Source organism: Enterobacter sp. ZOR0014, assembly GCF_000798855.1.
Classification (GTDB): domain Bacteria; phylum Pseudomonadota; class Gammaproteobacteria; order Enterobacterales; family Enterobacteriaceae; genus Enterobacter; species Enterobacter kobei.
Window position 1 is genome coordinate 14,438 of record NZ_JTLF01000171.1, and the last position, 23,140, is coordinate 37,577.

Sequence of the window (23,140 nt, forward strand, 5' to 3'; positions counted from 1 at the left end):
GTCTGCTGGCCCGTTTGCTTTGCAGTCAAGCGAAACGCGGATGAATAATATACGGCTGGGTGTTTTTTGTTCGCATGATTAGCCATGAGTTTTTCCTGTAAATAGCGTATTGTGCTGGCGTGTATTTTCATGCTGGCATATTGTTCTGGTTTTGAGATCCCACCTTGCCTTTAAACGTTATAAGCGTTTAAATTGCCCCCCAGATACTGTCAGACCGACTGTATTTGCGTGGTAAATCGAAAAACTATTCTTCTCCACGCCAGGACGGGAGCATTTCCCGCTGAAATTGAGCAATTTTTCGGCTGTATCGTCCCGTCAGGGAAAACGAAAATCTCAATGTTTTCAACACCACATCCACAGGCAGTAAGGTTTTATGACCCATCACTTAAAATCGCGTGACATCATCGCGCTGGGCTTTATGACATTTGCGCTGTTCGTTGGCGCAGGCAACATTATTTTCCCTCCAATGGTTGGCTTACAGGCGGGTGAACACGTCTGGACCGCTGCGTTTGGTTTCCTGATTACTGCCGTGGGTCTACCGGTACTGACCGTCGTCGCGCTGGCGAAAGTCGGTGGCGGCGTGGACAGCCTCAGCACGCCGATTGGCAAAGTCGCAGGTGTTCTGCTGGCCACCGTCTGCTATCTGGCCGTGGGCCCGCTGTTTGCCACCCCGCGCACGGCGACCGTTTCCTTTGAAGTGGGGATTGCTCCGCTGACCGGCGACGGCCCGATGCCGCTGTTTATCTACAGCCTGGTCTACTTCGCGATTGTCATTCTGGTCTCCCTCTATCCGGGCAAACTGCTGGATACCGTGGGTAACTTCCTGGCGCCGCTGAAAATCATCGCCCTGATCGTTCTCGCCGTGGCCGCTATCATCTGGCCAGCAGGCCCGATCAGCGACGCAATGGACGCCTATAAAAACGCCGCGTTCTCTAACGGTTTTGTGAACGGCTACCTGACGATGGATACGCTGGGCGCAATGGTGTTTGGTATTGTTATCGTTAACGCCGCGCGTTCCCGCGGTGTGACCGAAGCGCGTCTGCTGACCCGCTATACCATCTGGGCTGGCCTGATGGCTGGTGTGGGTCTGACGCTGCTGTATCTGGCGCTGTTCCGCCTGGGCTCTGATAGCGCCATGCTGGTTGATCAGAACGCGAACGGTGCGGCTATTCTGCACGCTTACGTCCAGCACACCTTCGGTGGTGCGGGCAGTATGCTGCTGGCGGCGCTGATTTTCCTGGCGTGTCTGGTGACCGCAGTGGGCCTGACCTGCGCCTGTGCTGAGTTCTTTGCGCAGTATCTGCCGCTCTCTTACCGCACCCTGGTGTTTATCCTCGGTATCTTCTCCATGGCGGTGTCCAACCTCGGTCTGAGCCACCTGATTCAGGTCTCTATTCCGGTGCTGACGGCCATCTATCCGCCGTGCATCGTGCTGGTGGTGCTGAGCTTCACCCGTCCGTGGTGGAATAACTCCTCACGAATTATTGCGCCAGCCATGTTTATCAGCCTGATTTTTGGTATCCTTGACGGGATTAAAGCATCAGCGTTCGCCGCGATTCTGCCCGCCTGGACACAGCGTCTGCCGCTGTCCGAGCAGGGCCTGGCCTGGCTGATGCCTACCGTTGTTGCACTGGTTCTGGCGATTATCTGGGACCGTGCTGCAGGGCGCCAGGTTGCATCTAACGCCCATTAATCAACGGCAACAAACTGTTTAACCACGGGGCTTAAGGCCCCGTGGTTTTTTGTTTTTTCGTGTTGAATGGCAAGATTTTAATGGAAAGCACTAACAAACTTAAACGTGGTCTCAGCACACGCCACATCCGCTTTATGGCGCTGGGCTCTGCGATTGGTACCGGTCTTTTTTATGGCTCGGCAGATGCCATCAAAATGGCCGGTCCAAGCGTTCTGCTGGCCTACATCATTGGCGGCGTGGCGGCGTATATCATCATGCGCGCCCTCGGAGAGATGTCGGTTCACAATCCTTCTGCCAGTTCGTTCTCGCGCTATGCGCAGGAAAACCTCGGACCGCTGGCCGGGTTTATCACTGGCTGGACCTACTGCTTTGAAATTTTGATTGTGGCCATTGCCGATGTGACGGCGTTTGGTATCTATATGGGCGTCTGGTTCCCGACGGTGCCGCACTGGATCTGGGTGCTGAGCGTGGTGCTGCTCATCTGCGCCGTCAACCTGATGAGCGTGAAGGTGTTCGGCGAACTTGAGTTCTGGTTCTCCTTCTTCAAGGTCGCCACCATTATCATCATGATTGTGGCCGGTTTTGGCATCATCCTCTGGGGGATTGGCAACGGCGGTCAGCCGACCGGGATCCATAACCTCTGGAGCAACGGGGGCTTCTTCAGCAACGGCTGGCTCGGGATGGTGATGTCGCTGCAGATGGTGATGTTCGCCTACGGCGGTATTGAAATTATTGGTATCACCGCCGGGGAAGCGAAAGACCCTGAGAAATCCATTCCACGTGCCATCAACTCCGTGCCGATGCGTATTCTGGTGTTCTATGTGGGCACGCTGTTCGTGATTATGTCCATCTACCCGTGGAACCAGGTCGGTACCAACGGTAGCCCGTTTGTGCTGACCTTCCAGCATATGGGCATTGCGTTTGCTGCCAGCATTCTGAACTTCGTGGTGCTGACCGCGTCGCTTTCCGCGATCAACAGTGACGTCTTTGGCGTGGGTCGTATGCTACACGGCATGGCGGAGCAGGGCAGTGCGCCGAAGGTGTTCGCTAAAACCTCCCGCCGCGGCACGCCGTGGGTGACGGTGGTGGTCATGACCGTTGCGCTGCTGTTCTCGGTTTACCTTAACTACATCATGCCGGAGAACGTCTTCCTGGTGATTGCGTCGCTGGCGACCTTCGCGACCGTGTGGGTGTGGATCATGATCCTGCTGTCGCAGATTGCGTTCCGCCGTCGACTGTCGCCGGAAGAGGCGAAAGCGCTGAAGTTTAAAGTCCCGGGTGGCGTTGCAACAACCGTCGTCGGGCTGATCTTCCTGGTGTTTATCATTGGCCTGATTGGCTACCATCCGGATACCCGTATTTCCCTCTACGTGGGCTGTGCGTGGATCGTCCTGCTGCTGGTTGGCTGGGTATTTAAATGCCGCCGCGATCGCCAACTGGCAGAAGAGCAGTAATTTTTTTATTCCCTCTCCCTTTGGGAGAGGGTGAGGGCATCAGGCCGCACTGATCCCTCCTCCCCCGTCCTCCTCCCCCAATAAATCACGTCATGGTGAGCTATCCTTAACCACCCTGTGGCAAGGTGACGTCAATTTCATCAAAGGGGATTCGTGATGTTAAATGCCTGGCACCTTCCGGTTGCCCCATTTGTTAAGCAAAACAAAGACAACCTTGTGATTACGCTCTGGCTGGCGGGGGAAAATCAGCCTGAACGCGTGACGCTCCGCGCCGAAATTGATAATGAAGAGACCGGGCTGAAAATGCACAAGCTGCGCAGCCAGCCGCAGCCGGGGATCACCGCCTGGCGGGCGAATATCGATTTGCGTAGCGGGCAGCCGCGCCGCCGTTATAGCTTCAAGCTGCTGTGGAACCATCGTCAGCTGTGGTTTACCCCGCAGGGGTTTAGCCGGTTCCCGCCCGCACGGCTGGAACAGTTTGCCGTTGATTATCCGGATAGCGGACCGCAGTGGGTTAACGATCAGGTCTTTTACCAGATTTTCCCGGATCGCTTTGCGCGTAGCGAAAAACGCACTGCCGACCAGGATAAGGTCTATCACCACCACGCGGCGGGCCACGACATTATCCTGAAAAAATGGGATGAGCCGGTGACGGCGCATGCGGGCGGCTCGACGTTTTACGGCGGCGATCTCGACGGCATCAGCGAAAAGCTGCCGTACCTGAAAAAACTGGGCGTGACGGCGCTGTACCTCAACCCGGTGTTTAAAGCCCCGAGCGTACATAAATACGATACACAGGATTATCGCCACGTTGACGCGCAGTTTGGCGGGGACGAGGCACTGCTGCGCCTGCGAGAGAACACCCTTAAGGAAGGCATGCGCCTGATTCTGGACGGCGTGTTTAACCACAGCGGAGATTCGCACGCCTGGTTTGACCGTCATAACCAGTCGATGGGCGGAGCATGCCATAACCCGGACTCGCCGCAGCGTGACTGGTACAGCTTTAATGAGGAGGGGCGTGCCCTGGACTGGCTGGGCTACCCCAGTCTGCCGAAGCTGGATTTCCAGTCATCAACGCTGGTTAATGAGATTTACGGCGGCGAAGACAGCATCGTACGCCACTGGCTGAACGCCCCGTGGAATATGGACGGCTGGCGTCTGGACGTCGTACATATGCTGGGTGAAGCGGGTGGGGCGCGAAATAACCTGCAGCACGTCGGTGGGATCACGCGCTCGGCAAAAGCGGCCCGGCCTGAAGCGTTCGTGTTTGGCGAACACTTTGGCGACGCGCGCCAGTGGCTGCAAAACGATGCCGAAGATGCGGCGATGAACTATCGCGGTTTTACCTTCCCGCTATGGGGTTTCCTGGCGAATACCGATATCTCCTACGATCCGAACCACATTGACGCCGAAACCTGCGCAGCGTGGATGGATAACTACCGCGCCGGGCTGTCTCATCAGCAGCAGCTGAGGATGTTTAACCAGCTTGATAGTCACGATACCGCACGCTTTAAATCCCTGCTCGGCAAGGATGTGGCGCGTCTGCCGCTGGCGGTCACCTGGCTCTTCACCTGGCCGGGCGTACCGTGTATCTACTACGGAGACGAAGTGGGACTGGACGGCAACAACGATCCGTTCTGTCGCAAAACCTTCCCGTGGGCGCCAGAAAAACAGGACAAGGTGCTGTTCAGCCTCTATCAGCGGCTGGCGAAGCTGCGTAAACAGAGTCTAGCCCTGCGCTACGGCGGCTGCCAGGTGGTGTACGCCCACGATAACGTGGTGGTCTTTGTCCGCGTCTATAACCAGCAGCGCGTGCTGGTGGCTATCAACCGGGGCGAGGCTTGTGAAGTGGTGCTGGATGATTCCCCGCTGTTGAAGGTGGCTACGTGGAAGAATAAAGAGGGCAAGGCGACGATTCAGGACGGCGTGCTGGCGCTGCCGGCGATATCCGCGACGATCTGGGTCGGTAGCTAACGCGACGGTAAATGTTTCCACCTTTAAGATGGCGCAAATGCAACGATTTGTGTCAATCTTAACGAATAGTTTACGGTGAAGGTGGAAACATGGACGAGCTCTACATCCTTGGCTGTTTGTTACTGGTTTTTGCGCTGGTGGTTGCGCCCGTGCTTGCGGTTATTGGCTTTAATCGGAGCACGGCGGCGCGGCAGGAGATCGCCAGGCTTCGCCAGCGCATTGAAGCGCTTGAGCAGCGTGGTGCCGCTGAGATAGCGCCGGAGACGGCGCAGACCGCCGCGCCGGTGGTTGTGACCGCGCCAGTGGTGGAGCACACTCCCGCACCTGTCGACCCCTGGCGTCCGGACGCCAGCGTGCCCAGGGCTGAACCCGCTCCCGTTTCCGCTCCTGCCCCTGCGGCAAAACAGCCATCCGTCTTTGGCGGCATACTGACGTCGCTGGTGCGCTGGTTTATGCAGGGAAATCCGCTGGCGAAGCTGGGGATCCTGCTGCTTTTCCTCGGTCTCTCTTTCCTGCTGCGCTATACCGTCGAACATTCCCTGTTCCCGCTTGAGCTGCGCCTGGTGGCGACGGCGCTGTTTGCCATCGTTCTGCTGGCGATTGGCTGGCGACTGCGGCATAAGCAGCCGGTTTATGCGCTTATCTTACAGGGTGGGGCGACGGGCATTCTTTACCTGACGGTCTTTGGTGCCTTCCGGCTCTGGCAAATGTTGCCGATGACGCTGGCTTTTGCGCTGCTGGTAGCGATTTGCGCCGCGAGCGTCGGGCTGGCCGTGCTGCAGAAGGCCTTGAGCCTGGCCATGCTGGCGAGCCTCGGCGGGTATCTGGCACCGCTGCTCCTGTCTACCGGAGGCGGCAACTTTGTGGCGCTGTTCTCTTTCTATCTCCTGCTTTCCATCGGTATTCTCGCCATCAGCATCTGGCAGCACTGGCGCGAGCTCAATCTGCTCGGTCTGCTTTTTACGTTTGGCGTGGGTGGCCTCTGGGGGCTGAGCGACTATCAGCCTGAACACTATTGGGTGTGCCAGCTGTTCCTGATTGCCAATACGCTGATATTCGGCGTGCTGTGCGTGGCGCTGTCGCTGCGGGCGCAGGAAAAAGGGAAACAGATTATTGACGGCGTACTGCTGTTTGCTCCGCCGCTGATTGGCTTCGGGATGCAGTACGGCATGACCCGGCACTGGGAATATGGCCCGGCGCTGAGCGCGCTCGGATATGGGGCATTTTATCTTACCCTTGCGTTCCTCGCGCTGCGGCGCTATCCGTCCATCGGACGACCACTGGTCATGGCGGCGCTGGCCATCGGCGGCGGGTTCGCTACGCTCGCCATTCCGCTGGCACTCTCGGCGCGCTGGACGGCGATGGCCTGGGCGCTGGAGGGGCTGGGTATCCTCTGGCTGGGCATGCAGCAGAACCAGCGTCGTATGAGCTATAGCGGGACGGCGCTGCTGGTGCTGGCACTCGGCAGCGCGCTGTGGGCGCAAATGGACGGCGTGACGTCGCTGAGCCTGTTCCTTATCTTCGCCATCCTCAGCCTTTGCTGGCTGGCTGCGGCGTGGCTATGGCGCAAAAGTATTCTGCCGGTCAGTTGGGCGTTGTTGGCAGGCGGCCTGTTGTTCTGGATCGTGGCGCTATTGGGTGCCTCGCAACGGGTGCTGAAACAAGAATTACCTGTTCTGGCAGGCGTGCTGGCGCTCTCGGCCGTCTCGGTCTGGGGCTGGCGCCAGGCTGCCGCTCGTCTGGCGTGGCGGGAGCTGGATGCCAGCAAATGGCTGCTGTGGCCACTGATGCTGGTGATGGTTGTTTACCAGCTTTTGCATCAGCAGATCGTTGCCGCTGGCTGGTCAAATCTGGCCTGGTGCATTGCACTTCCTGCCGCATTGATGCTGCTGCGACGTGACGGTGAAAGACTGCTGCCGCGCATCGCGATGGGGCTGCACCTGACGCTTTGCTGGATGATTTTACTGGCGCTGGCGGCTGAGCTTTACTGGTTTGCTCGCGCGCTACCGTGGGGCATGGCGGCGTGGGGCAGTGGACTGGCGATGGCGGCTGGGGGCGGCGTGATTCTGGCGCTTTCCGCGGCGGTGCGTCGCCGCGCGTGGCCGTTCGGGGAGTGGCCTGCGCTCTATACCTGCCTGGCGCCGATCCCTGTCGTCGTGGCGCTGCTGGTGCTGCTGGTCGTGACCAATTTCCAGGACGGCGTCGTTTACCGGCAAACCTGGCTGCCGCTGGTGAACCCGCTTGAGGAAGGCGCGGCATTCGCGCTGCTTGGGCTGGTGGTCTTTTATCGGGCAGTGGATCGCTACTATCCCGCGTTGCTTGCTCAGGCTCGCCCGTGGCCTGCCGTTGCTATCATGGCGTTTGGCTTCTGGTGGCTTAACGGGGCGCTGATGCGCGCTCTGGCCTGGTATGGGGATGTGGCCTGGAATATGGCGTCGCTGTGGGATTCGCGGCTTATTCAGACCACGTTTGCCCTGTTCTGGATGCTGATCGCGCTGGTGGTCATGGTCCATGCTACCCGCCGGGCCTCCCGCCAGGAGTGGCTCTGCGGGGCCGCCTTGCTGGGGGTCGTGATGGTTAAACTGATGCTGGTGGACAGCGCAGGCGGAGGCGGCCTGTCCCGTGCCGTGGCGTTTATCGGCGTGGCGATACTGGTCCTGATCGTGGGGTATTTCTCGCCACTACCGCCTAAAACTGGAGATGAAAAATGAAATGGATGAAAGCGGTAGTCTGTACCACGCTGCTGGCGCTATCGGGCATGGCGTTCTGCGACGAGATACAAACGGAATCGCCGCGGGATTATGCCTTTGGTCGTTCACTGGAAACGTCGGTTCCTTCCCAGTGGTATCGGGTATTGCTGCCGCTCGCCGTCTATGAACAGAGCACCTCGCCGAATCTGGACGATGTCCGCGTCTTTAATCAGTCGGGTGAGCCGGTTCCCTTCAGCCTGGTCACCGCGACGCGCCCGCAGGTGGTGGCGCAATCCACGGCGCTGCGTCTTTTTCCTCTGGACGCCTCACCGCTTGCCGCTGCGCCAGATGCCGGTGAGAGCAATAAGATCCTGCTCCATTCCGGAAATGGCGTTGAGATTGTGCTCGAAGGGCAGAAAGCTGCCGTGGCCGGGCAACATTATCTGCTGACCTTGCCAGAGCAGGCGACGGGTGAGATGGCTATATCCCAGCTGCAGCTGCTCTGGAATCCCCCTCAGACGTCATGGCAGGGAACGGCATCGGTCTATTACAGCGAGGATTTGAAGCGCTGGTATACCCTACGCGAGGATATGCCCTTGCTGGACGTCGTCAGTGGCCAGGATCGCCTTAAGCTCGATCGGATCGATACCGATACGGTTTTATCTCCTGATGCGAATCGCTATCTCATGGTGGTGCTGAATGCGCAGAGCCAGGGCATGACCTTGACCGGCGTAAACGCGATTAGCGCCCCTGCGCAGATGGCTCCGGAAGCGATCGACCTGGAGGGGGAAGGGGAACAGCTATCGACAAGCGAAGCGCAGTGGCACTGGGCGCACCCGCAACCATTGAGCACGGTCAGCTTCTTGCTGAATGGCGACGGCGTTCTGCCCGTGGAGATTGCGTGGCGAAGTACGGAAAAAGACACATGGCACCCCCTGAGAAAAGAGGTTCTTTACCGCCTGGAGGGCAAAACGTCTGCGCCGGTTTCGCTTAACGGAGAGCGGGTCCAGGCGGTAAAAATCACGACGCTGAATGCGCGTCTGCCTGAATACCTTCCGAACGTCATAGGGCATCGCGACCGCGTTGATCTGGTGTTTAACGCGCAGGGGAAAGCACCGTACGTGCTCGCCTGGGGAAACGGGGCGGCAAAACCAGCAAACCTGGAACCTGACATGCTGATCCCCGCCGACCTGCGCAAAACCTATGATATGGCGAATCTGCCGCAGGCCGATATTGTGGATGATGTCGCGTTGGGCGGTGAGGCGCGTTTAACCGCCACTTCTGCGGGCGAGCAGGAGAGCCGGATGAACGCGCTGCTGGTGTGGAGCGTGCTGATTGTGGGCGTGATCCTGCTGGCGCTCATGGCCTGGCGCATCTGGCGAGAGACGCAGCGTAAAGCATAAAAAAAGGCCCGCATGTGCGGGCCTTCTTCGTAAACCGTGCCGATTACAGGCTGGATACGTTCTCAGACAGGTATTTTGCTACGCCGTCTGGGGAAGCAGCCATACCTTCTTTACCTTTTTCCCACTGAGCCGGGCACACTTCGCCGTGCTCTTCGTGGAACTGCAGCGCGTCAACCATGCGCAGCATTTCGTCGATGTTACGACCCAGCGGCAGATCGTTAACAACCTGGTGACGAACGATGCCGTTTGCGTCGATCAGGAAAGAACCGCGCAGTGCAACGCCAGCGTCCGGATGTTCGATACCGTAAGCCTGCTGGATTTCGCGTTTGATGTCCGCAACCATTGCGTATTTCACCGCACCGATGCCGCCTTTGTCGACAGGGGTGTTACGCCATGCGTTGTGTACAAATTCAGAGTCGAAGGAGACGCCAACCACTTCCACGCCACGCTTCTGGAATTCTTCATAACGTTTGTCGAAGGCGATCAGCTCAGACGGGCAAACGAAGGTGAAGTCCATTGGCCAGAAGAACAGAACGGTCGCTTTACCGTTGGTGTGCTGTTTGAAGTTGAAGTTTTCAACGATTTCACCGTTGCCCAGAACTGCTGCAGCTGTAAAATCCGGAGCCGGACGAGTTACCAGAACCATATGATTCTCCTGTAGATACTAAGGTTATTTGGAACGCAACGCGAGCCATTATAGAGAGTGTTCATGGATAAGACAAAGAGGTGGTGACAATCGTTCCGCCAGCTTTTACCTATCAATGTAAATCTGTCACAGCTGTTTGTTTTTCGCTTGCGCCATCATGCGCGGATAGAACTGCCAGAATTGCGTCTCCAGCGCGTCATAGTGTGCATCCAGGTCATACCAGGAGTCACGCAGCGCATCCAGACGCGGCCGGCGGCTGGCCATGCCATTCAGGACGTTCTGGATAAAAGCCATCTCACCATAGCGCTCCAGCCAGCGTTCTGACCACAAATAATTGTTCAGATTGACAAAGCGCGGCGGTGAGTCGGGCAAAATGACCGACACCTGTGCATGGGCGTAGCGCACAAACTCTGGCAACGGTAGCGACGGGGAGAGCTGTTCCCAGTGGCGAGACAGGAAATGGTCCCACATCACATCCAGCGTGATCGGCGCAACGCGGCGAGTCTCAGGGCGGAACCACGCTTTGGCTTCCGTAACCTCGGGCAGGTTATCGGTGATGACATCAATGCGGCGGTGCATAAAGATGCCGTCGACAACCTCAGGGGAATAGTCTTCTGCAGGGTTGCCGCGCACGAAATCGGCCAGCAAATTGCCGGAAAGGGAGCTGTCAGCGAGGTGAGCGAGATGCAGGTGAGCGAGAAAATTCATGCGTTTTATTTGTCCGGGGGCGGCTAATTGTTGCAGCAAAAGGGTGTGAGCACTAGACTATGCCGCCTGTTTTTAAGTCACGAGTATACGTCATGCGCGTCGCCGATTTCTCCTTTGAACTACCTGAATCCCTGATTGCTCACTATCCCATGCCTGAGCGTAGCAGCTGTCGCTTACTGTCGCTGGATGGGCCAACGGGCGAGCTGACGCACGGTACTTTCACCGATTTGCTCGACAAGCTCAACCCTGGCGATCTGCTGGTCTTTAACAACACCCGCGTGATCCCGGCGCGTCTGTTTGGCCGTAAGGCCAGCGGCGGCAAGATTGAAGTGCTGGTCGAACGTATGCTCGATGATAAACGTATTCTGGCACATATTCGCGCCTCTAAAGCGCCGAAGCCGGGCGCAGAACTGCTGCTGGGCGATGACGAGAGCATTAAAGCGACCATGACCGCGCGTCACGACGCGCTGTTTGAGGTGGAATTCCAGGACGAGCGCACGGTCCTCGATATCCTTAACGCCATCGGCCATATGCCGCTGCCGCCGTATATTGAACGCCCGGACGAAGAGGCCGATCGCGAGCTGTACCAGACCGTCTACAGCCAGAAACCTGGCGCGGTCGCGGCGCCGACGGCAGGACTGCACTTTGATGAACCGCTGCTGGAAAAACTGCGCGCGAAGGGCGTTGAGATGGCGTTCGTGACGCTGCACGTCGGCGCGGGTACGTTCCAGCCGGTGCGCGTAGACAGCATTGAAGACCACATCATGCACTCTGAGTATGCCGAAGTGCCTCAGGAGGTGGTGGACGCGGTGCTGGCGGCGAAAGCGCGCGGAAACCGCGTGGTTGCGGTAGGCACGACTTCAGTCCGTTCGCTGGAGAGCGCTGCACAGGCCGCGAAAACGGGTCTCATCGAGCCGTTCTTTGGCGATACGCAGATCTTTATCTACCCGGGCTACCAGTACAAAGTCATTGATGCGCTGGTGACCAATTTCCATCTGCCTGAATCGACGCTGATTATGCTGGTTTCCGCGTTTGCGGGTTATCAGCATACGATGAATGCTTACAAGTCTGCGGTAGAACAAAAATATCGCTTTTTTAGCTACGGGGACGCGATGTTTATCACGTACAATCCGCAGGCTTTGAATGAGCGTGTCGGGGAATAAGTCCGCGGCACCGTATGACAACGTTGGACTGTTTTTCTGACGTCGGAGAAAAAATGAAATTTGAACTCGATACCACCGATGGCCGCGCGCGTCGCGGTCGTCTGGTGTTTGATCGCGGCGTGGTGGAAACCCCCGCATTTATGCCTGTGGGTACGTACGGCACCGTAAAAGGGATGACGCCGGAAGAAGTTGAAGCCACTGGCGCACAGATTATCCTCGGTAACACCTTCCACCTGTGGCTGCGCCCGGGTCAGGAGATCATGAAGCTGCACGGTGACCTGCACGACTTCATGCAGTGGAAAGGCCCAATCCTGACCGATTCCGGCGGTTTCCAGGTCTTCAGCCTGGGGGATATCCGCAAGATCACCGAGCAGGGCGTTCACTTCCGTAACCCGATCAACGGCGATCCGATTTTCCTCGATCCAGAAAAGTCGATGGAGATTCAGTACGATCTCGGTTCTGACATCGTGATGATCTTCGACGAATGTACGCCATACCCGGCTGACTGGGACTACGCGAAACGCTCTATGGAGATGTCTCTGCGTTGGGCGAAGCGTAGCCGCGACCGTTTTGACTCCCTGCAGAACAAAAATGCGCTGTTCGGCATTATCCAGGGCAGCGTTTACGAAGATTTACGCGATATCTCCGTTAAAGGTCTGGTAGAGATAGGTTTTGATGGCTACGCTGTCGGCGGTTTGGCTGTGGGTGAGCCGAAGGAAGATATGCACCGCATTCTGGAGCATGTCTGCCCGCAAATCCCGGCGGATAAACCACGATACCTGATGGGTGTGGGTAAACCAGAAGATCTGGTGGAAGGCGTACGTCGCGGCATCGATATGTTCGACTGCGTCATGCCAACCCGTAACGCACGTAACGGTCATCTGTTCGTGACTGACGGCGTGGTGAAAATCCGTAACGCGAAGCATAAGAGTGACACCAGCCCGCTCGATTCCGAGTGCGATTGCTATACCTGTCGCAATTATTCCCGCGCGTATCTGCATCATCTCGATCGTTGCAACGAGATTTTGGGCGCGCGTCTCAATACCATTCATAATCTTCGTTATTATCAGCGCTTAATGGCTGGTTTACGTAAGGCTATCGAAGAGGGTAAATTAGAGAGCTTCGTGACCGATTTCTACCAACGTCAGGGGCGGGATGTTCCACCGTTGAACGTTGATTAATTTTAATAATGAGGGAATTTGAATGAGCTTTTTTATTTCTGATGCGGTAGCGGCAACAGGTGCTCCGGCGCAGGGCAGCCCTATGTCTCTGATCCTGATGCTGGTTGTGTTCGGTCTGATCTTCTACTTCATGATCCTCCGCCCACAGCAGAAGCGTACCAAAGAGCACAAAAAGCTGATGGACTCCATCGCGAAAGGCGATGAAGTGCTGACCAACGGTGGTCTGGTCGGTCGCGTAACCAAAGTGGCTGAAAGTGGCTACATTGCAATCGCCCTGAACGACACCACTGAAGTGGTTATCAAACGTGACTTCGTAGCTGCCGTTCTGCCGAAAGGCACCATGAAGGCGCTGTAATCCCAACTTTTCCCAAAGGGAACTGCCGTGTTAAACCGTTATCCTTTGTGGAAGTACATCATGCTGGTCGTCGTGATTCTCGTCGGCCTGCTGTACGCGCTTCCCAACCTGTATGGTGAGGATCCGGCCGTTCAAATCACTGGCGCGCGCGGTGTCGCCGCCAGTGAGCAAACGCTGATCCAGGTCCAGAAAACGTTACAAGAAGAAAAAATTACCGCTAAGTCTGTGGCTCTGGAAGAGGGTGCAATTCTTGCTCGCTTCGACACCACCGACACGCAGCTCCGCGCTCGCGAAGCGCTGATGGGCGTGCTGGGTGACAAATATGTCGTGGCGCTTAACCTTGCTCCTGCAACCCCGCGTTGGCTGGCTGCGCTGAACGCAGAGCCGATGAAACTGGGTCTTGACCTGCGTGGTGGTGTTCACTTCCTGATGGAAGTGGATATGGATACCGCGCTCGGCAAGCTGCAGGAACAGAATATCGACAGCCTGCGCAGCGATCTGCGCGACAAAGGCATCCCTTACACTACCGTGCGTAAAGAAGATAACTACGGCATGAGCATCACGTTCCGCGACAGTGCGGCGCGCGATCAGGCTGTAGATTACCTGACCCAACGTCACCGTGACCTGGTCATCACCTCTCAGGGCAGCAACCAGCTGCGCGCGGTGATGACCGATGCGCGTCTGAAAGAAGCGCGTGAATATGCCGTTCAGCAGAACATCAACATTCTGCGTAACCGTGTAAACCAACTGGGCGTGGCTGAGCCGCTGGTACAGCGTCAGGGTGCGGACCGTATCGTGGTTGAACTGCCGGGTATTCAGGACACTGCGCGTGCGAAAGAGATTCTGGGTGCGACCGCAACGCTGGAATTCCGTCTGGTTAACGCTAACGTCGATCAGTCCGCTGCCGCAGCAGGCCGTATTCCGGGTGACTCCGAAGTGAAACAGACCCGCGAAGGTCAGCCCGTTGTGCTGTACAAACGCGTCATTCTGACCGGTGACCATATTACCGACTCCACTTCCAGCCAGGACGAATACAACCAGCCGCAGGTTAACATCTCGCTGGATAGCGCGGGTGGTAACATCATGTCTAACTTCACCAAGGACAACATCGGTAAACCGATGGCCACCTTGTTCGTGGAGTACAAAGACAGCGGTAAGAAAGATGCCAACGGTCGTGCAGTGCTGGTGAAAGAGGAAGAGGTGATTAACATCGCCAATATCCAGTCTCGTCTGGGTAACAGCTTCCGTATTACCGGTATTAGCAACCCGAACGAAGCGCGTCAGCTCTCTCTGCTGCTGCGTGCCGGTGCGCTGATTGCGCCAATTCAGATTGTTGAAGAACGTACCATTGGTCCAACGCTGGGGATGCAGAACATCCAACAGGGTCTGGAAGCGTGTCTGGCCGGTCTGGTGGTCTCTATCCTCTTCATGATCTTCTTCTATAAGAAGTTTGGTCTGATTGCGACCAGTGCGCTGGTCGCCAACCTGGTGCTGATCATCGGCATTATGTCCCTGCTGCCAGGGGCGACGCTGACCATGCCGGGGATTGCGGGTATCGTTCTGACCCTTGCGGTGGCGGTCGACGCCAACGTACTGATTAACGAACGTATCAAAGAAGAGTTGAGCAACGGTCGCTCTGTTCAGCAGGCGATTGACGAAGGTTATAAAGGCGCGTTCAGCTCTATTTTCGATGCGAACGTAACAACACTGATTAAGGTTCTTATCCTGTATGCAGTGGGTACTGGCGCGATCAAAGGCTTTGCGATTACTACCGGTATCGGTGTCGCAACGTCAATGTTTACCGCTATTGTCGGCACCCGTGCCATCGTGAACCTGCTGTACGGCGGCAAGCGCGTCAAAAAGCTGTCTATCTGAGGAGTGCGTTGTGGCACAGGAATATACTGTTGAACAATTGAACCATGGCCGTAAAGTCTGGGACTTTATGCGCTGGGACTACTGGGCCTTCGGCATTTCAGGTTTACTGCTGATTCTGTCCATCGTCGTTATGGGCGTGAAAGGCTTTAACTGGGGTCTGGATTTCACCGGTGGTACGGTTATCGAGATCTCCCTGGAAAAACCGGTCGATATGGACCAGATGCGTCTGTCTCTGCAGAAAGCGGGCTTTGAAGAGCCGCTGCTGCAGAACTTCGGCAGCAGCCGTGACATCATGGTGCGTATGCCGCCGGTACACGATGCTAACGGCAGCCAGGAGCTGGGCAGTAAGGTTGTTAACGTGATTAACGAAACAACCAGCCAGAACGCGGCGGTCAAGCGTATTGAGTTTGTCGGCCCGAGCGTGGGTGCGGACCTGGCTCAGACCGGTGCAATGGCGCTGCTGGTGGCGCTGATCTCCATCCTGGTGTACGTCGGTTTCCGCTTCGAGTGGCGACTGGCGGCCGGGGTGGTTATCGCCCTTGCGCACGACGTGGTGATCACCATGGGGGTTCTGTCGCTGTTCCACATTGAGGTTGACCTGACCATCGTGGCATCCCTGATGTCCGTTATCGGTTACTCACTGAACGACAGTATCGTGGTATCTGACCGTATCCGTGAAAACTTCCGTAAGATCCGTCGCGGTACGCCGTACGAAATCTTTAACGTGTCGTTGACCCAGACGCTGCACCGTACCCTGATCACCTCCGGTACCACTTTGATGGTGATCCTGATGCTGTTCCTGTTCGGTGGCCCGGTACTGGAAGGCTTCTCGCTGACCATGCTGATTGGTGTCTCCATCGGTACGGCGTCGTCTATCTACGTCGCATCCGCACTGGCACTGAAACTCGGCATGAAGCGCGAGCACCTGCTCCAGCAGAAGGTTGAGAAAGAAGGGGCGGATCAGCCGTCCATTCTGCCGTAAGGCGTCGAATAGCGTGTTATCGAAATCCCGGTCGGTTGACCGGGATTTTTTTTATCTGCTCCTGACAAACACTCCTGACAGTATGCTGTCAGGAGCCCTGTCGTAGACTCTTTTCGAACCCAAACAAACAGTCAGGAGGATGTATGAAAAGTGTGATTAACTGGTTTGAAATTCCCGTGGTAGATATGGATCGCGCCATCAAATTTTATGAGCCAGTCATGCAGGTCCAGCTGAGACGTGAGAAAATGGACATGGCAGAGCTCGCGGTATTCCCGCATGACGATCCGGCCACCGGCGGCGCGCTGGCAAAATTTGAGGGCGTTTCGCCGTCGCAGCAGGGCGCTATTATCTATCTGCATACGGATAACCTGACGGCTACGCTCGATCGCATTGCCTCCGCGGGCGGCGAGTGCGTGTTTGGCCCGCTGGAACTGCCGGATGGTATTGGCACCATTGCTTTGTTTATCGACAGCGAAGGTAACCGCGTCGGCCTCCATCAACCTGCCTGAGAGCGTAATACGATATGACCCGACGCGCTGACCGTTTGTTTCAGATTGTACAGATCCTGCGGGGCAGGCGTCTGACGACGGCAGCGCATCTGGCGGACAGGCTTGGCGTCTCCGAGCGCACGGTCTACCGCGATATCCGCGATCTGTCGCTTTCCGGCGTGCCGGTGGAAGGCGAAGCGGGAAGCGGATACCGGCTGATGTCGGGTTTTGATCTGCCGCCTCTGATGCTGACAAATAAGGAGTCTGAGGCGCTGATCGTCGCAATTCGCCTGCTCAAGACCTGGGGAGGAGAATCGCTGTCGCGCGAGCTGGAGTCGGCCCAGGAGAAAGTGCTGGCGATCCTGCCTGAGGAGAGTCGTCGAAAGGCGGAGCAGACACGGATTTATGCCCCGGATTTCTGCATGCAAAGCCACTCCCGCAGCGATTTTGACATGATTCATCAGGCAATTTCCGCCCAGCATGTGCTGGCGTTGCATTACCGTGATGAAGCCGGGCAGCTTTCAAAGCGTGAGGTTCAGCCGCTGGGCTTGTTCTTCTGGGGAGAGCGTTGGCTGCTGGCGGCGTGGTGTGAACGGCGCGATGACTATCGCTGTTTCCGGCTCGACAGATGTCTCAATATCGTGCAGACGGAGAGACGGTTTAGCGAAAGTGCGGACAGGTCTCTGGCGGATTTTTTGCGCAAGGTTAAGCAATAAAAAGCCAGCTCTTGAGCTGGCTTTTTTGCCCGGCGGCGAGGTAAAAGCAAAACGGCAACGTATGTTGCCGTTTTTAGTATTTGTTCCCTCTCCCTGTGGGAGAGGGGCAGGGTGAGGGCATCAGCCCGCACAGTCCCGCACAGTCCCGCACGGGTTAGAAGTTGTAACCCACGACCAGGTAACCACCCCAACCGGTAGAACGCACGCTGAAATCGCCGTTGCCGAAGTTCAGGCTGGCATCGTCGTTCCACTGACCACCGTTGTGCCAGTAACGCGCAACCACGGAATAGTGCCAGTGATCGTAGTTCAGCGCCAGGATGTGGCTGGACGCGATAGAATCATTGGTGCGTGCTTTCTTACCGTTCAGATCGCGGAAGTCGTTATCGCCCAGGTCTGAACCCCAGTCAAAGTTGGTGAAGCCGATATAGCTCAGGTTGCCGCCCCACAGCTGGGTGATTGGCACAAAGTATTTCACTTTGAAACGGTAGCCGTCCCACTCGTTTTCGTTTGCCGCACCGTAGTTCTGCCACTGGTACTTAGCATAAACGTTCAGGGACAGGCTCATTGGCAGGCCAGTATCGATGTCCGTACCCAGACCCATGTACCAGGTGCTCTGACGACCGGACTTGTTGCGGCCCATATCGTAGATGTAGTTGTTTGCGAAGTACCACTCTTTGAACGGACCAAAGCTCAGATCGGTACCGGTCAGCTTGTCGATAGAGAAGCGTGGTTCGATTTCCATAAACAGCGGAGAACCGTGGTTCCAGATACCTTTTGCATCGGTGTTACCGCCGAAGAAGACCGGAGCATCCATGTAGCCGTAGAAATCAAACCAGTCTTTCTTGGCAAATGCTTCGTATTCCAGGTAGGTGTCGTTGCGGATCTGTGGTCCGAAACGGGTGTGATAGCTACCAACCACGTTAACGCTCTGGTGCCACCAGTCGGAGAGATATTGTGGTTTGTCGTTTTCCGCTGCGTTAACAGTGAAAGAGGAGGACAGTGCCAGCACGGCGCCAGCTGCGAGTAATGTTTTTTTCATAATCATGCCACTGATTGAAATTCCCTTCCGGGAGTGAAAAATGCGCGAATTGCGTTTCTAAATATTTCGTGTTTCTGCGGAGCCTATTATAGGAATCCTTGCTCACAAAAATATGTGTTGTTTCACATATCTCTCACACGCGTAATCGATTGCGTTCACGTTTGCGTACTTTAAACGGCCGGGATTGTAGCGGCAATCATTTATGTTGCCAATCCATACGAAATGTAAATGTTAGCGGAGTGACATTTCACTCCGCTCAGAAGGAAGGGGTTACTGCGCGGCGGGTTGGATGTCGTGAATGCGGATAAAGCCTAACTGTTCTGGCGTAAGGCCGCTTAACTGCAGCGGAATATCCACATCACTGGGCGCTAAAACGCTGGCCGGGGCGGTGAAGAGCTGGTTCTTCACGTTCACTTCCTGGTAATTGTCCGTCGTGCCCTGGATCTGTCCCCACTCAACGGTGCCGCTAAAAGCGGGCAGCGGATCGTTGGATTCTCCCTGAATGCGCAATGTTGCGCGCGTACCATCTGCATTCGCTGCCACATTGACCAGCGACATTTTCAGCGTGCCAATCTGGCTATTCAGCCGCGCAGGTGTGTTCGCGCCAGGCAGCAGGTATACCCCGCTGCTGGATTTGGCGTTCAGCGCGTTTTGCTGGGTGATCTTCACCGTTTCTTTGTTCAGTTTGTCCATCGCCGTATTAAGTGTATTAACACTCTGTTTCATCTGACGGACTTCGGTTTGCTGTGCACAGGCACTGAGGGTGAAGAGGCTCCCCACCAGTAAAATTCTCAGGTAACGTCTTGTCATAGCGTTTATTTCCTTGAAATAACGGATCTCCCTAATGGTAGCCAGCAACGTACCGTCAGACATAGATCCTTTGTCTCAAAAAGCTCTTCCTTTGTTGTCAGGCCAGATCAGGGTAAAATGAAACTCAGTTAACCGGATAACAGGGATACCGTATGCATTGCCCATTCTGCTCCGCTGTGGATACCAAAGTCATCGACTCGCGTCTTGTAGGCGAAGGGTCATCCGTACGCCGTCGTCGGCAGTGTCTGGTGTGCAACGAGCGTTTTACGACCTTTGAGGTTGCTGAGCTGGTAATGCCGCGCGTGGTGAAAAGTAACGATGTGCGCGAGCCGTTTAACGAAGAGAAGCTGCGTAGCGGGATGCTGAAGGCCCTGGAAAAACGTCCCGTCAGCGCAGATGACGTCGAAATGGCGTTAAACCACATAAAATCTTATCTTCGTGGTCTGGGCGAGCGCGAGGTGCCAAGCAAGATGATCGGCAACCTGGTGATGGAGCAGCTGAAAAAGCTCGATAAGGTCGCCTATATCCGCTTCGCCTCTGTCTACCGCAGTTTCGAAGATATCAAAGAGTTTGGCGAAGAGATCGCCCGCTTACAGGATTAAGCTCATGCAGGATGAGATTTACATGGCGCGAGCCATGAAGCTGGCGCAGCGCGGGCGTTTTACTACCCATCCCAATCCGAACGTCGGGTGCGTGATCGTTAAAGATGGCGAGATCGTGGGGGAGGGGTTCCACTATCGTGCCGGCGAGCCGCACGCCGAGGTCCATGCGTTGCGGATGGCAGGCGAGAAGGCACGCGGTGCCACCGCCTACGTGACGCTGGAGCCCTGCAGCCACCACGGGCGTACCCCACCGTGCTGCGACGCGCTGATTGCTGCGGGGGTATCCCGCGTGGTGGCATCGATGCAGGATCCGAATCCGCAGGTAGCCGGACGCGGTCTGTATCGCCTGCAGCAGGAAGGCATTGACGTCGGTCATGGGCTGATGATGCAGGACGCCGAAGCGATCAACAAAGGCTTTCTGAAGCGCATGCGCACCGGGTTCCCGTATATCCAGCTTAAGCTGGGCGCCTCGCTGGACGGTCGTACGGCGATGGCAAACGGTGAAAGCCAGTGGATCACCTCGCCCCAGGCAAGGCGCGATGTGCAACGTCTTCGCGCGCAAAGCCATGCTATCCTCACCAGCAGTGAAACCGTTCTGGCTGACGATCCGGCTATGACCGTGCGCTGGGACGAACTGAATGCCGATACTCAGGCGCTTTACCCGCAGGAGAACCTGCGTCAGCCGCTGCGTATTGTCATTGATAGCCAGAACCGCATAACGCCGGAACATCGCATCGTGCAGCAGCCGGGTGAAACCTGGATTGCCCGTACCAAAGAAGATACGCGCGAATGGCCAGAGGGCGTGCGTAGCATTATGGTACCTGAGCACAACGGTCGCCTCGACTTAGTGGTGCTGATGATGCTGCTCGGCAAGCAGCAGGTGAACAGCATCTGGGTAGAAGCGGGACCCACGCTCGCGGGTGCGCTGTTGCAGGCCGGGCTGGTGGATGAACTGATTGTATACGTTGCGCCTAAACTGTTAGGCCACGGCGCGCGCGGCCTGTTTGTGCTGCCCGGCCTTGAAAAACTGGCCGACGCACCGCAACTCACATTCAGCGAGATTCGTCCTGTAGGCCCGGATGTCTGCCTCCATTTAACGACAGCGTAATTGCTCCTGAAATAGGGAAGCAGTGCGCAAAGTATTATGATAAAATCCGCCCCCCTGCGGGGCCAAATGAACCCGTAAAGGAAGAGTATGAACATTATTGAAGCTGCTGTAGCTACCCCGGACGCTCGCGTCGCCATCACCATTGCGCGTTTCAACAACTTCATCAACGACAGCCTGCTGGAAGGTGCGATTGACGCCCTGAAACGTATCGGTCAGGTGAAAGATGAGAACATTACCGTTGTTTGGGTTCCAGGCGCTTACGAGCTGCCACTGGCAGCGGGCGCGCTGGCGAAAACAGGTAAATACGACGCGGTGATCGCGCTGGGTACTGTTATTCGTGGCGGCACTGCGCACTTCGAATACGTTGCGGGCGGTGCAAGCAATGGTCTGGCACACGTTGCGCAGGATGCTGAAATTCCTGTCGCGTTCGGCGTGCTGACCACCGAAAGTATTGAACAAGCCATCGAACGTGCTGGCACCAAAGCCGGTAACAAAGGTGCAGAAGCTGCACTGACCGCGCTTGAAATGATCAATGTATTGAAAGCCATCAAGGCCTGATTTTTTTGTAAGGGGAATTCCGTGAAACCTGCTGCTCGTCGCCGCGCCCGTGAATGTGCCGTTCAGGCACTTTACTCCTGGCAGTTGTCCCACAACGACATCGCCGATGTTGAGTACCAGTTCCTGTCAGAACAGGACGTGAAAGACGTCGATGTTCTGTACTTCCGTGAACTGCTGTCGGGAGTGGCGACTAATAGCGCGTATCTCGATGGTCTGATGAAGCCATACCTGTCCCGTCTGCTCGAAGAGCTGGGTCAGGTGGAAAAAGCAGTGTTGCGTATCGCGCTGTTTGAGCTGTCTAAACGTGATGATGTGCCGTACAAAGTGGCCATCAACGAAGCGATCGAACTGGCAAAAACCTTCGGCGCTGAAGACAGCCACAAATTTGTTAACGGCGTTCTTGATAAAGCTGCACCTGCGATCCGTCCCCACAAAAAGTGATCCGCAAACCGGAGTCCTGCATTGCCTGACGGGCAGTGCGGCTCCGGTTTTTTCTTTTATTTGCTGAGGCATAACGTATGGCATGCGGCGAATTCTCCCTGATTGCCCGTTATTTCGACCGTGTCAGAACCTCTCGTCTTGATGTTGAAACCGGCATTGGCGATGACTGTGCACTTCTCAATATTCCCGAAAAACAGACGCTGGCAATCAGCACCGACACCTTAGTGTGCGGACGTCATTTTTTACCCGATATCGATCCTGCCGATCTGGCGTATAAAGCGCTGGCGGTCAACGTCAGCGATCTGGCCGCGATGGGTGCCGATCCGGCATGGCTAACGCTGGCCCTGACGCTGCCCGAGGTCGATGAAACCTGGCTTGAAGCCTTTAGCGATGCGCTGTTTGAACAGCTGAACTACTACGATATGCAGCTGATTGGCGGTGATACTACTGCCGGGCCGCTGTCGATGACGCTGGCGATCCATGGCTATGTGCCCCTCGGTCGGGCGCTCAAACGCTCGGGCGCAAAACCAGGTGACTGGATCTACGTGACCGGTACACCGGGAGACAGCGCTGCGGGGCTGGCTATTCTTCAGGATCGCTTGACCGTGAAGGATGCGGACGACGCGGCGTATCTGGTGAAACGCCATCTGCGACCCACCCCGCGTATTCTGCATGGGCAGGCGCTACGGGAACGGGCAAGCTCGGCTATCGATCTCTCCGACGGGCTGATCTCCGATCTTGGCCATATTCTGAAGGCCAGCGGCGTGGGCGCGCGCATCGACCTGGATCTGTTCCCGCTATCAGAGCAACTGCTTCGCCACGTGGAGCCTGAGCAGGCCCTGCGCTGGGCGCTTTCCGGTGGTGAGGATTACGAACTGTGCTTCACGGTACCTGAGCTGAACCGTGGCACGCTGGATGTGGCGTTAGCGCATCTCGGCGCGAAATTTACCTGCATCGGGCAGATCATGCCGGAGAGCGAAGGGCTGAAGTTTGTGCAGGACGGTGCCCCGGTCACGCTCGACTGGAAAGGGTACGATCACTTCGGTTAATTTTGTGCGCTCTGTATTGCCGGGTGGCGGCTCCGCCTTACCCGGCCTACGGATTTCGTTCCCTCTCCCATTTTTAAGCAGCAATAAGGTTATTTAAGAACGATGTAAGGCTTTCAGCGATGCTCTGGTCCGGCTGTAAATCGCTGAGGCGTTTCCGTAAGGCCGGGGCGAGGCGCATGGATGCGCCGAGAGGGCGGGCTTTACA

General features: G+C 56.4%; 21 protein-coding genes. 17 read left to right on the plus strand and 4 right to left on the minus strand.

The features are described 5' to 3' along the window. The first annotated feature begins 373 nt into the window (after nt 1-373). The 5 genes from brnQ to L977_RS09005 all read left to right on the plus strand — a co-directional run bounded on the left by brnQ (nt 374) and on the right by L977_RS09005 (nt 9,214). Nucleotides 374-1,693 (plus strand): branched-chain amino acid transporter carrier protein BrnQ, encoded by a 1,320-nt coding sequence (gene brnQ, locus L977_RS08985; RefSeq protein WP_014882744.1) that lies wholly within the window; start codon nt 374-376, stop codon nt 1,691-1,693. Nucleotides 1,694-1,773: 80 nt separating this feature from the next. Continuing rightward, nucleotides 1,774-3,147, plus strand: coding sequence for a proline-specific permease ProY (proY, locus tag L977_RS08990; RefSeq protein WP_047625618.1), 1,374 nt, complete (start codon nt 1,774-1,776; stop codon nt 3,145-3,147). 156 nt (nt 3,148-3,303) lie between these two features. Beyond that, nucleotides 3,304-5,121, plus strand: coding sequence for a maltodextrin glucosidase (malZ, locus tag L977_RS08995; RefSeq protein WP_047625619.1), 1,818 nt, complete (start codon nt 3,304-3,306; stop codon nt 5,119-5,121). A gap of 89 nt (nt 5,122-5,210) precedes the next feature. Next, complete coding sequence (locus L977_RS09000) at nt 5,211-7,832, plus strand: DUF2339 domain-containing protein (protein ID WP_047625620.1); 2,622 nt, start codon at nt 5,211-5,213, stop codon at nt 7,830-7,832. Then, on the plus strand, nt 7,829-9,214 hold the full coding sequence (locus tag L977_RS09005; RefSeq protein ID WP_032637357.1) for a DUF3999 family protein: 1,386 nt from the start codon (nt 7,829-7,831) through the stop codon (nt 9,212-9,214). The genes L977_RS09000 and L977_RS09005 overlap by 4 nt, the downstream gene beginning before the upstream one ends. 43 nt (nt 9,215-9,257) lie before the next feature. Here L977_RS09005 and L977_RS09010 read toward each other — a convergent pair whose 3' ends face one another. Together L977_RS09010 and acpH are read right to left on the minus strand one after the other, a co-directional pair. Then, nucleotides 9,258-9,860: a peroxiredoxin gene (locus L977_RS09010; RefSeq protein ID WP_008503347.1), complete on the minus strand. Its 603-nt coding sequence runs from the start codon at nt 9,858-9,860 to the stop codon at nt 9,258-9,260. A gap of 126 nt (nt 9,861-9,986) precedes the next feature. Next, nucleotides 9,987-10,568 carry an ACP phosphodiesterase gene (gene acpH, locus L977_RS09015; RefSeq protein WP_014882749.1) on the minus strand — a complete coding sequence of 194 codons (582 nt, stop codon included), beginning with the start codon at nt 10,566-10,568 and terminating at the stop codon, nt 9,987-9,989. Nucleotides 10,569-10,660: 92 nt separating this feature from the next. Between acpH and queA the strand changes: the two genes are divergently transcribed. The 7 genes from queA to L977_RS09050 all read left to right on the plus strand — a co-directional run bounded on the left by queA (nt 10,661) and on the right by L977_RS09050 (nt 17,328). Next, a complete protein-coding gene (gene queA / locus L977_RS09020) occupies nt 10,661-11,731 on the plus strand; it encodes a tRNA preQ1(34) S-adenosylmethionine ribosyltransferase-isomerase QueA (RefSeq protein ID WP_014882750.1) in 1,071 nt (356 codons plus the stop codon). A gap of 53 nt (nt 11,732-11,784) precedes the next feature. Further along, complete coding sequence (gene tgt, locus L977_RS09025) at nt 11,785-12,912, plus strand: tRNA guanosine(34) transglycosylase Tgt (protein ID WP_003859110.1); 1,128 nt, start codon at nt 11,785-11,787, stop codon at nt 12,910-12,912. 22 nt (nt 12,913-12,934) lie between these two features. After that, on the plus strand, nt 12,935-13,267 hold the full coding sequence (gene yajC / locus L977_RS09030) for a preprotein translocase subunit YajC (RefSeq protein ID WP_000007630.1): 333 nt from the start codon (nt 12,935-12,937) through the stop codon (nt 13,265-13,267). Nucleotides 13,268-13,294: 27 nt separating this feature from the next. Beyond that, on the plus strand, nt 13,295-15,142 hold the full coding sequence (gene secD, locus L977_RS09035; RefSeq protein ID WP_072001283.1) for a protein translocase subunit SecD: 1,848 nt from the start codon (nt 13,295-13,297) through the stop codon (nt 15,140-15,142). A gap of 10 nt (nt 15,143-15,152) precedes the next feature. Next, nucleotides 15,153-16,124, plus strand: coding sequence for a protein translocase subunit SecF (secF, locus tag L977_RS09040; RefSeq protein ID WP_014882752.1), 972 nt, complete (start codon nt 15,153-15,155; stop codon nt 16,122-16,124). Between the two features lie 143 nt (nt 16,125-16,267). Next, nucleotides 16,268-16,633 carry a VOC family protein gene (locus L977_RS09045; protein ID WP_014882753.1) on the plus strand — a complete coding sequence of 122 codons (366 nt, stop codon included), beginning with the start codon at nt 16,268-16,270 and terminating at the stop codon, nt 16,631-16,633. 14 nt (nt 16,634-16,647) lie between these two features. Next, nucleotides 16,648-17,328 carry a helix-turn-helix transcriptional regulator gene (locus tag L977_RS09050; RefSeq protein ID WP_014882754.1) on the plus strand — a complete coding sequence of 227 codons (681 nt, stop codon included), beginning with the start codon at nt 16,648-16,650 and terminating at the stop codon, nt 17,326-17,328. A 154-nt stretch (nt 17,329-17,482) separates the two neighbouring features. Here the strand turns inward: L977_RS09050 and L977_RS09055 are convergent, their stop codons facing one another. After that, entirely contained in the window at nt 17,483-18,367 is an 885-nt protein-coding gene (locus L977_RS09055; protein ID WP_014882755.1) for a nucleoside-specific channel-forming protein Tsx, read from the minus strand. A 270-nt stretch (nt 18,368-18,637) separates the two neighbouring features. After that, nucleotides 18,638-19,177: a DUF3251 domain-containing protein gene (locus L977_RS09060; protein ID WP_045269310.1), complete on the minus strand. Its 540-nt coding sequence runs from the start codon at nt 19,175-19,177 to the stop codon at nt 18,638-18,640. A 152-nt stretch (nt 19,178-19,329) separates the two neighbouring features. Between L977_RS09060 and nrdR the strand changes: the two genes are divergently transcribed. The 5 genes from nrdR to thiL all read left to right on the plus strand — a co-directional run bounded on the left by nrdR (nt 19,330) and on the right by thiL (nt 22,935). Next, nucleotides 19,330-19,779 (plus strand): transcriptional regulator NrdR, encoded by a 450-nt coding sequence (nrdR, locus tag L977_RS09065; RefSeq protein WP_008503337.1) that lies wholly within the window; start codon nt 19,330-19,332, stop codon nt 19,777-19,779. Between the two features lie 4 nt (nt 19,780-19,783). After that, on the plus strand, nt 19,784-20,887 hold the full coding sequence (gene ribD, locus L977_RS09070) for a bifunctional diaminohydroxyphosphoribosylaminopyrimidine deaminase/5-amino-6-(5-phosphoribosylamino)uracil reductase RibD (RefSeq protein ID WP_047625621.1): 1,104 nt from the start codon (nt 19,784-19,786) through the stop codon (nt 20,885-20,887). A gap of 87 nt (nt 20,888-20,974) precedes the next feature. Further along, nucleotides 20,975-21,445, plus strand: coding sequence for a 6,7-dimethyl-8-ribityllumazine synthase (gene ribH / locus L977_RS09075; RefSeq protein WP_014882758.1), 471 nt, complete (start codon nt 20,975-20,977; stop codon nt 21,443-21,445). Nucleotides 21,446-21,466: 21 nt separating this feature from the next. Then, nucleotides 21,467-21,886, plus strand: coding sequence for a transcription antitermination factor NusB (gene nusB / locus L977_RS09080; protein WP_014882759.1), 420 nt, complete (start codon nt 21,467-21,469; stop codon nt 21,884-21,886). Nucleotides 21,887-21,963: 77 nt separating this feature from the next. Then, nucleotides 21,964-22,935: a thiamine-phosphate kinase gene (gene thiL, locus L977_RS09085; protein ID WP_014882760.1), complete on the plus strand. Its 972-nt coding sequence runs from the start codon at nt 21,964-21,966 to the stop codon at nt 22,933-22,935. Nucleotides 22,936-23,140 lie beyond the last annotated feature (205 nt).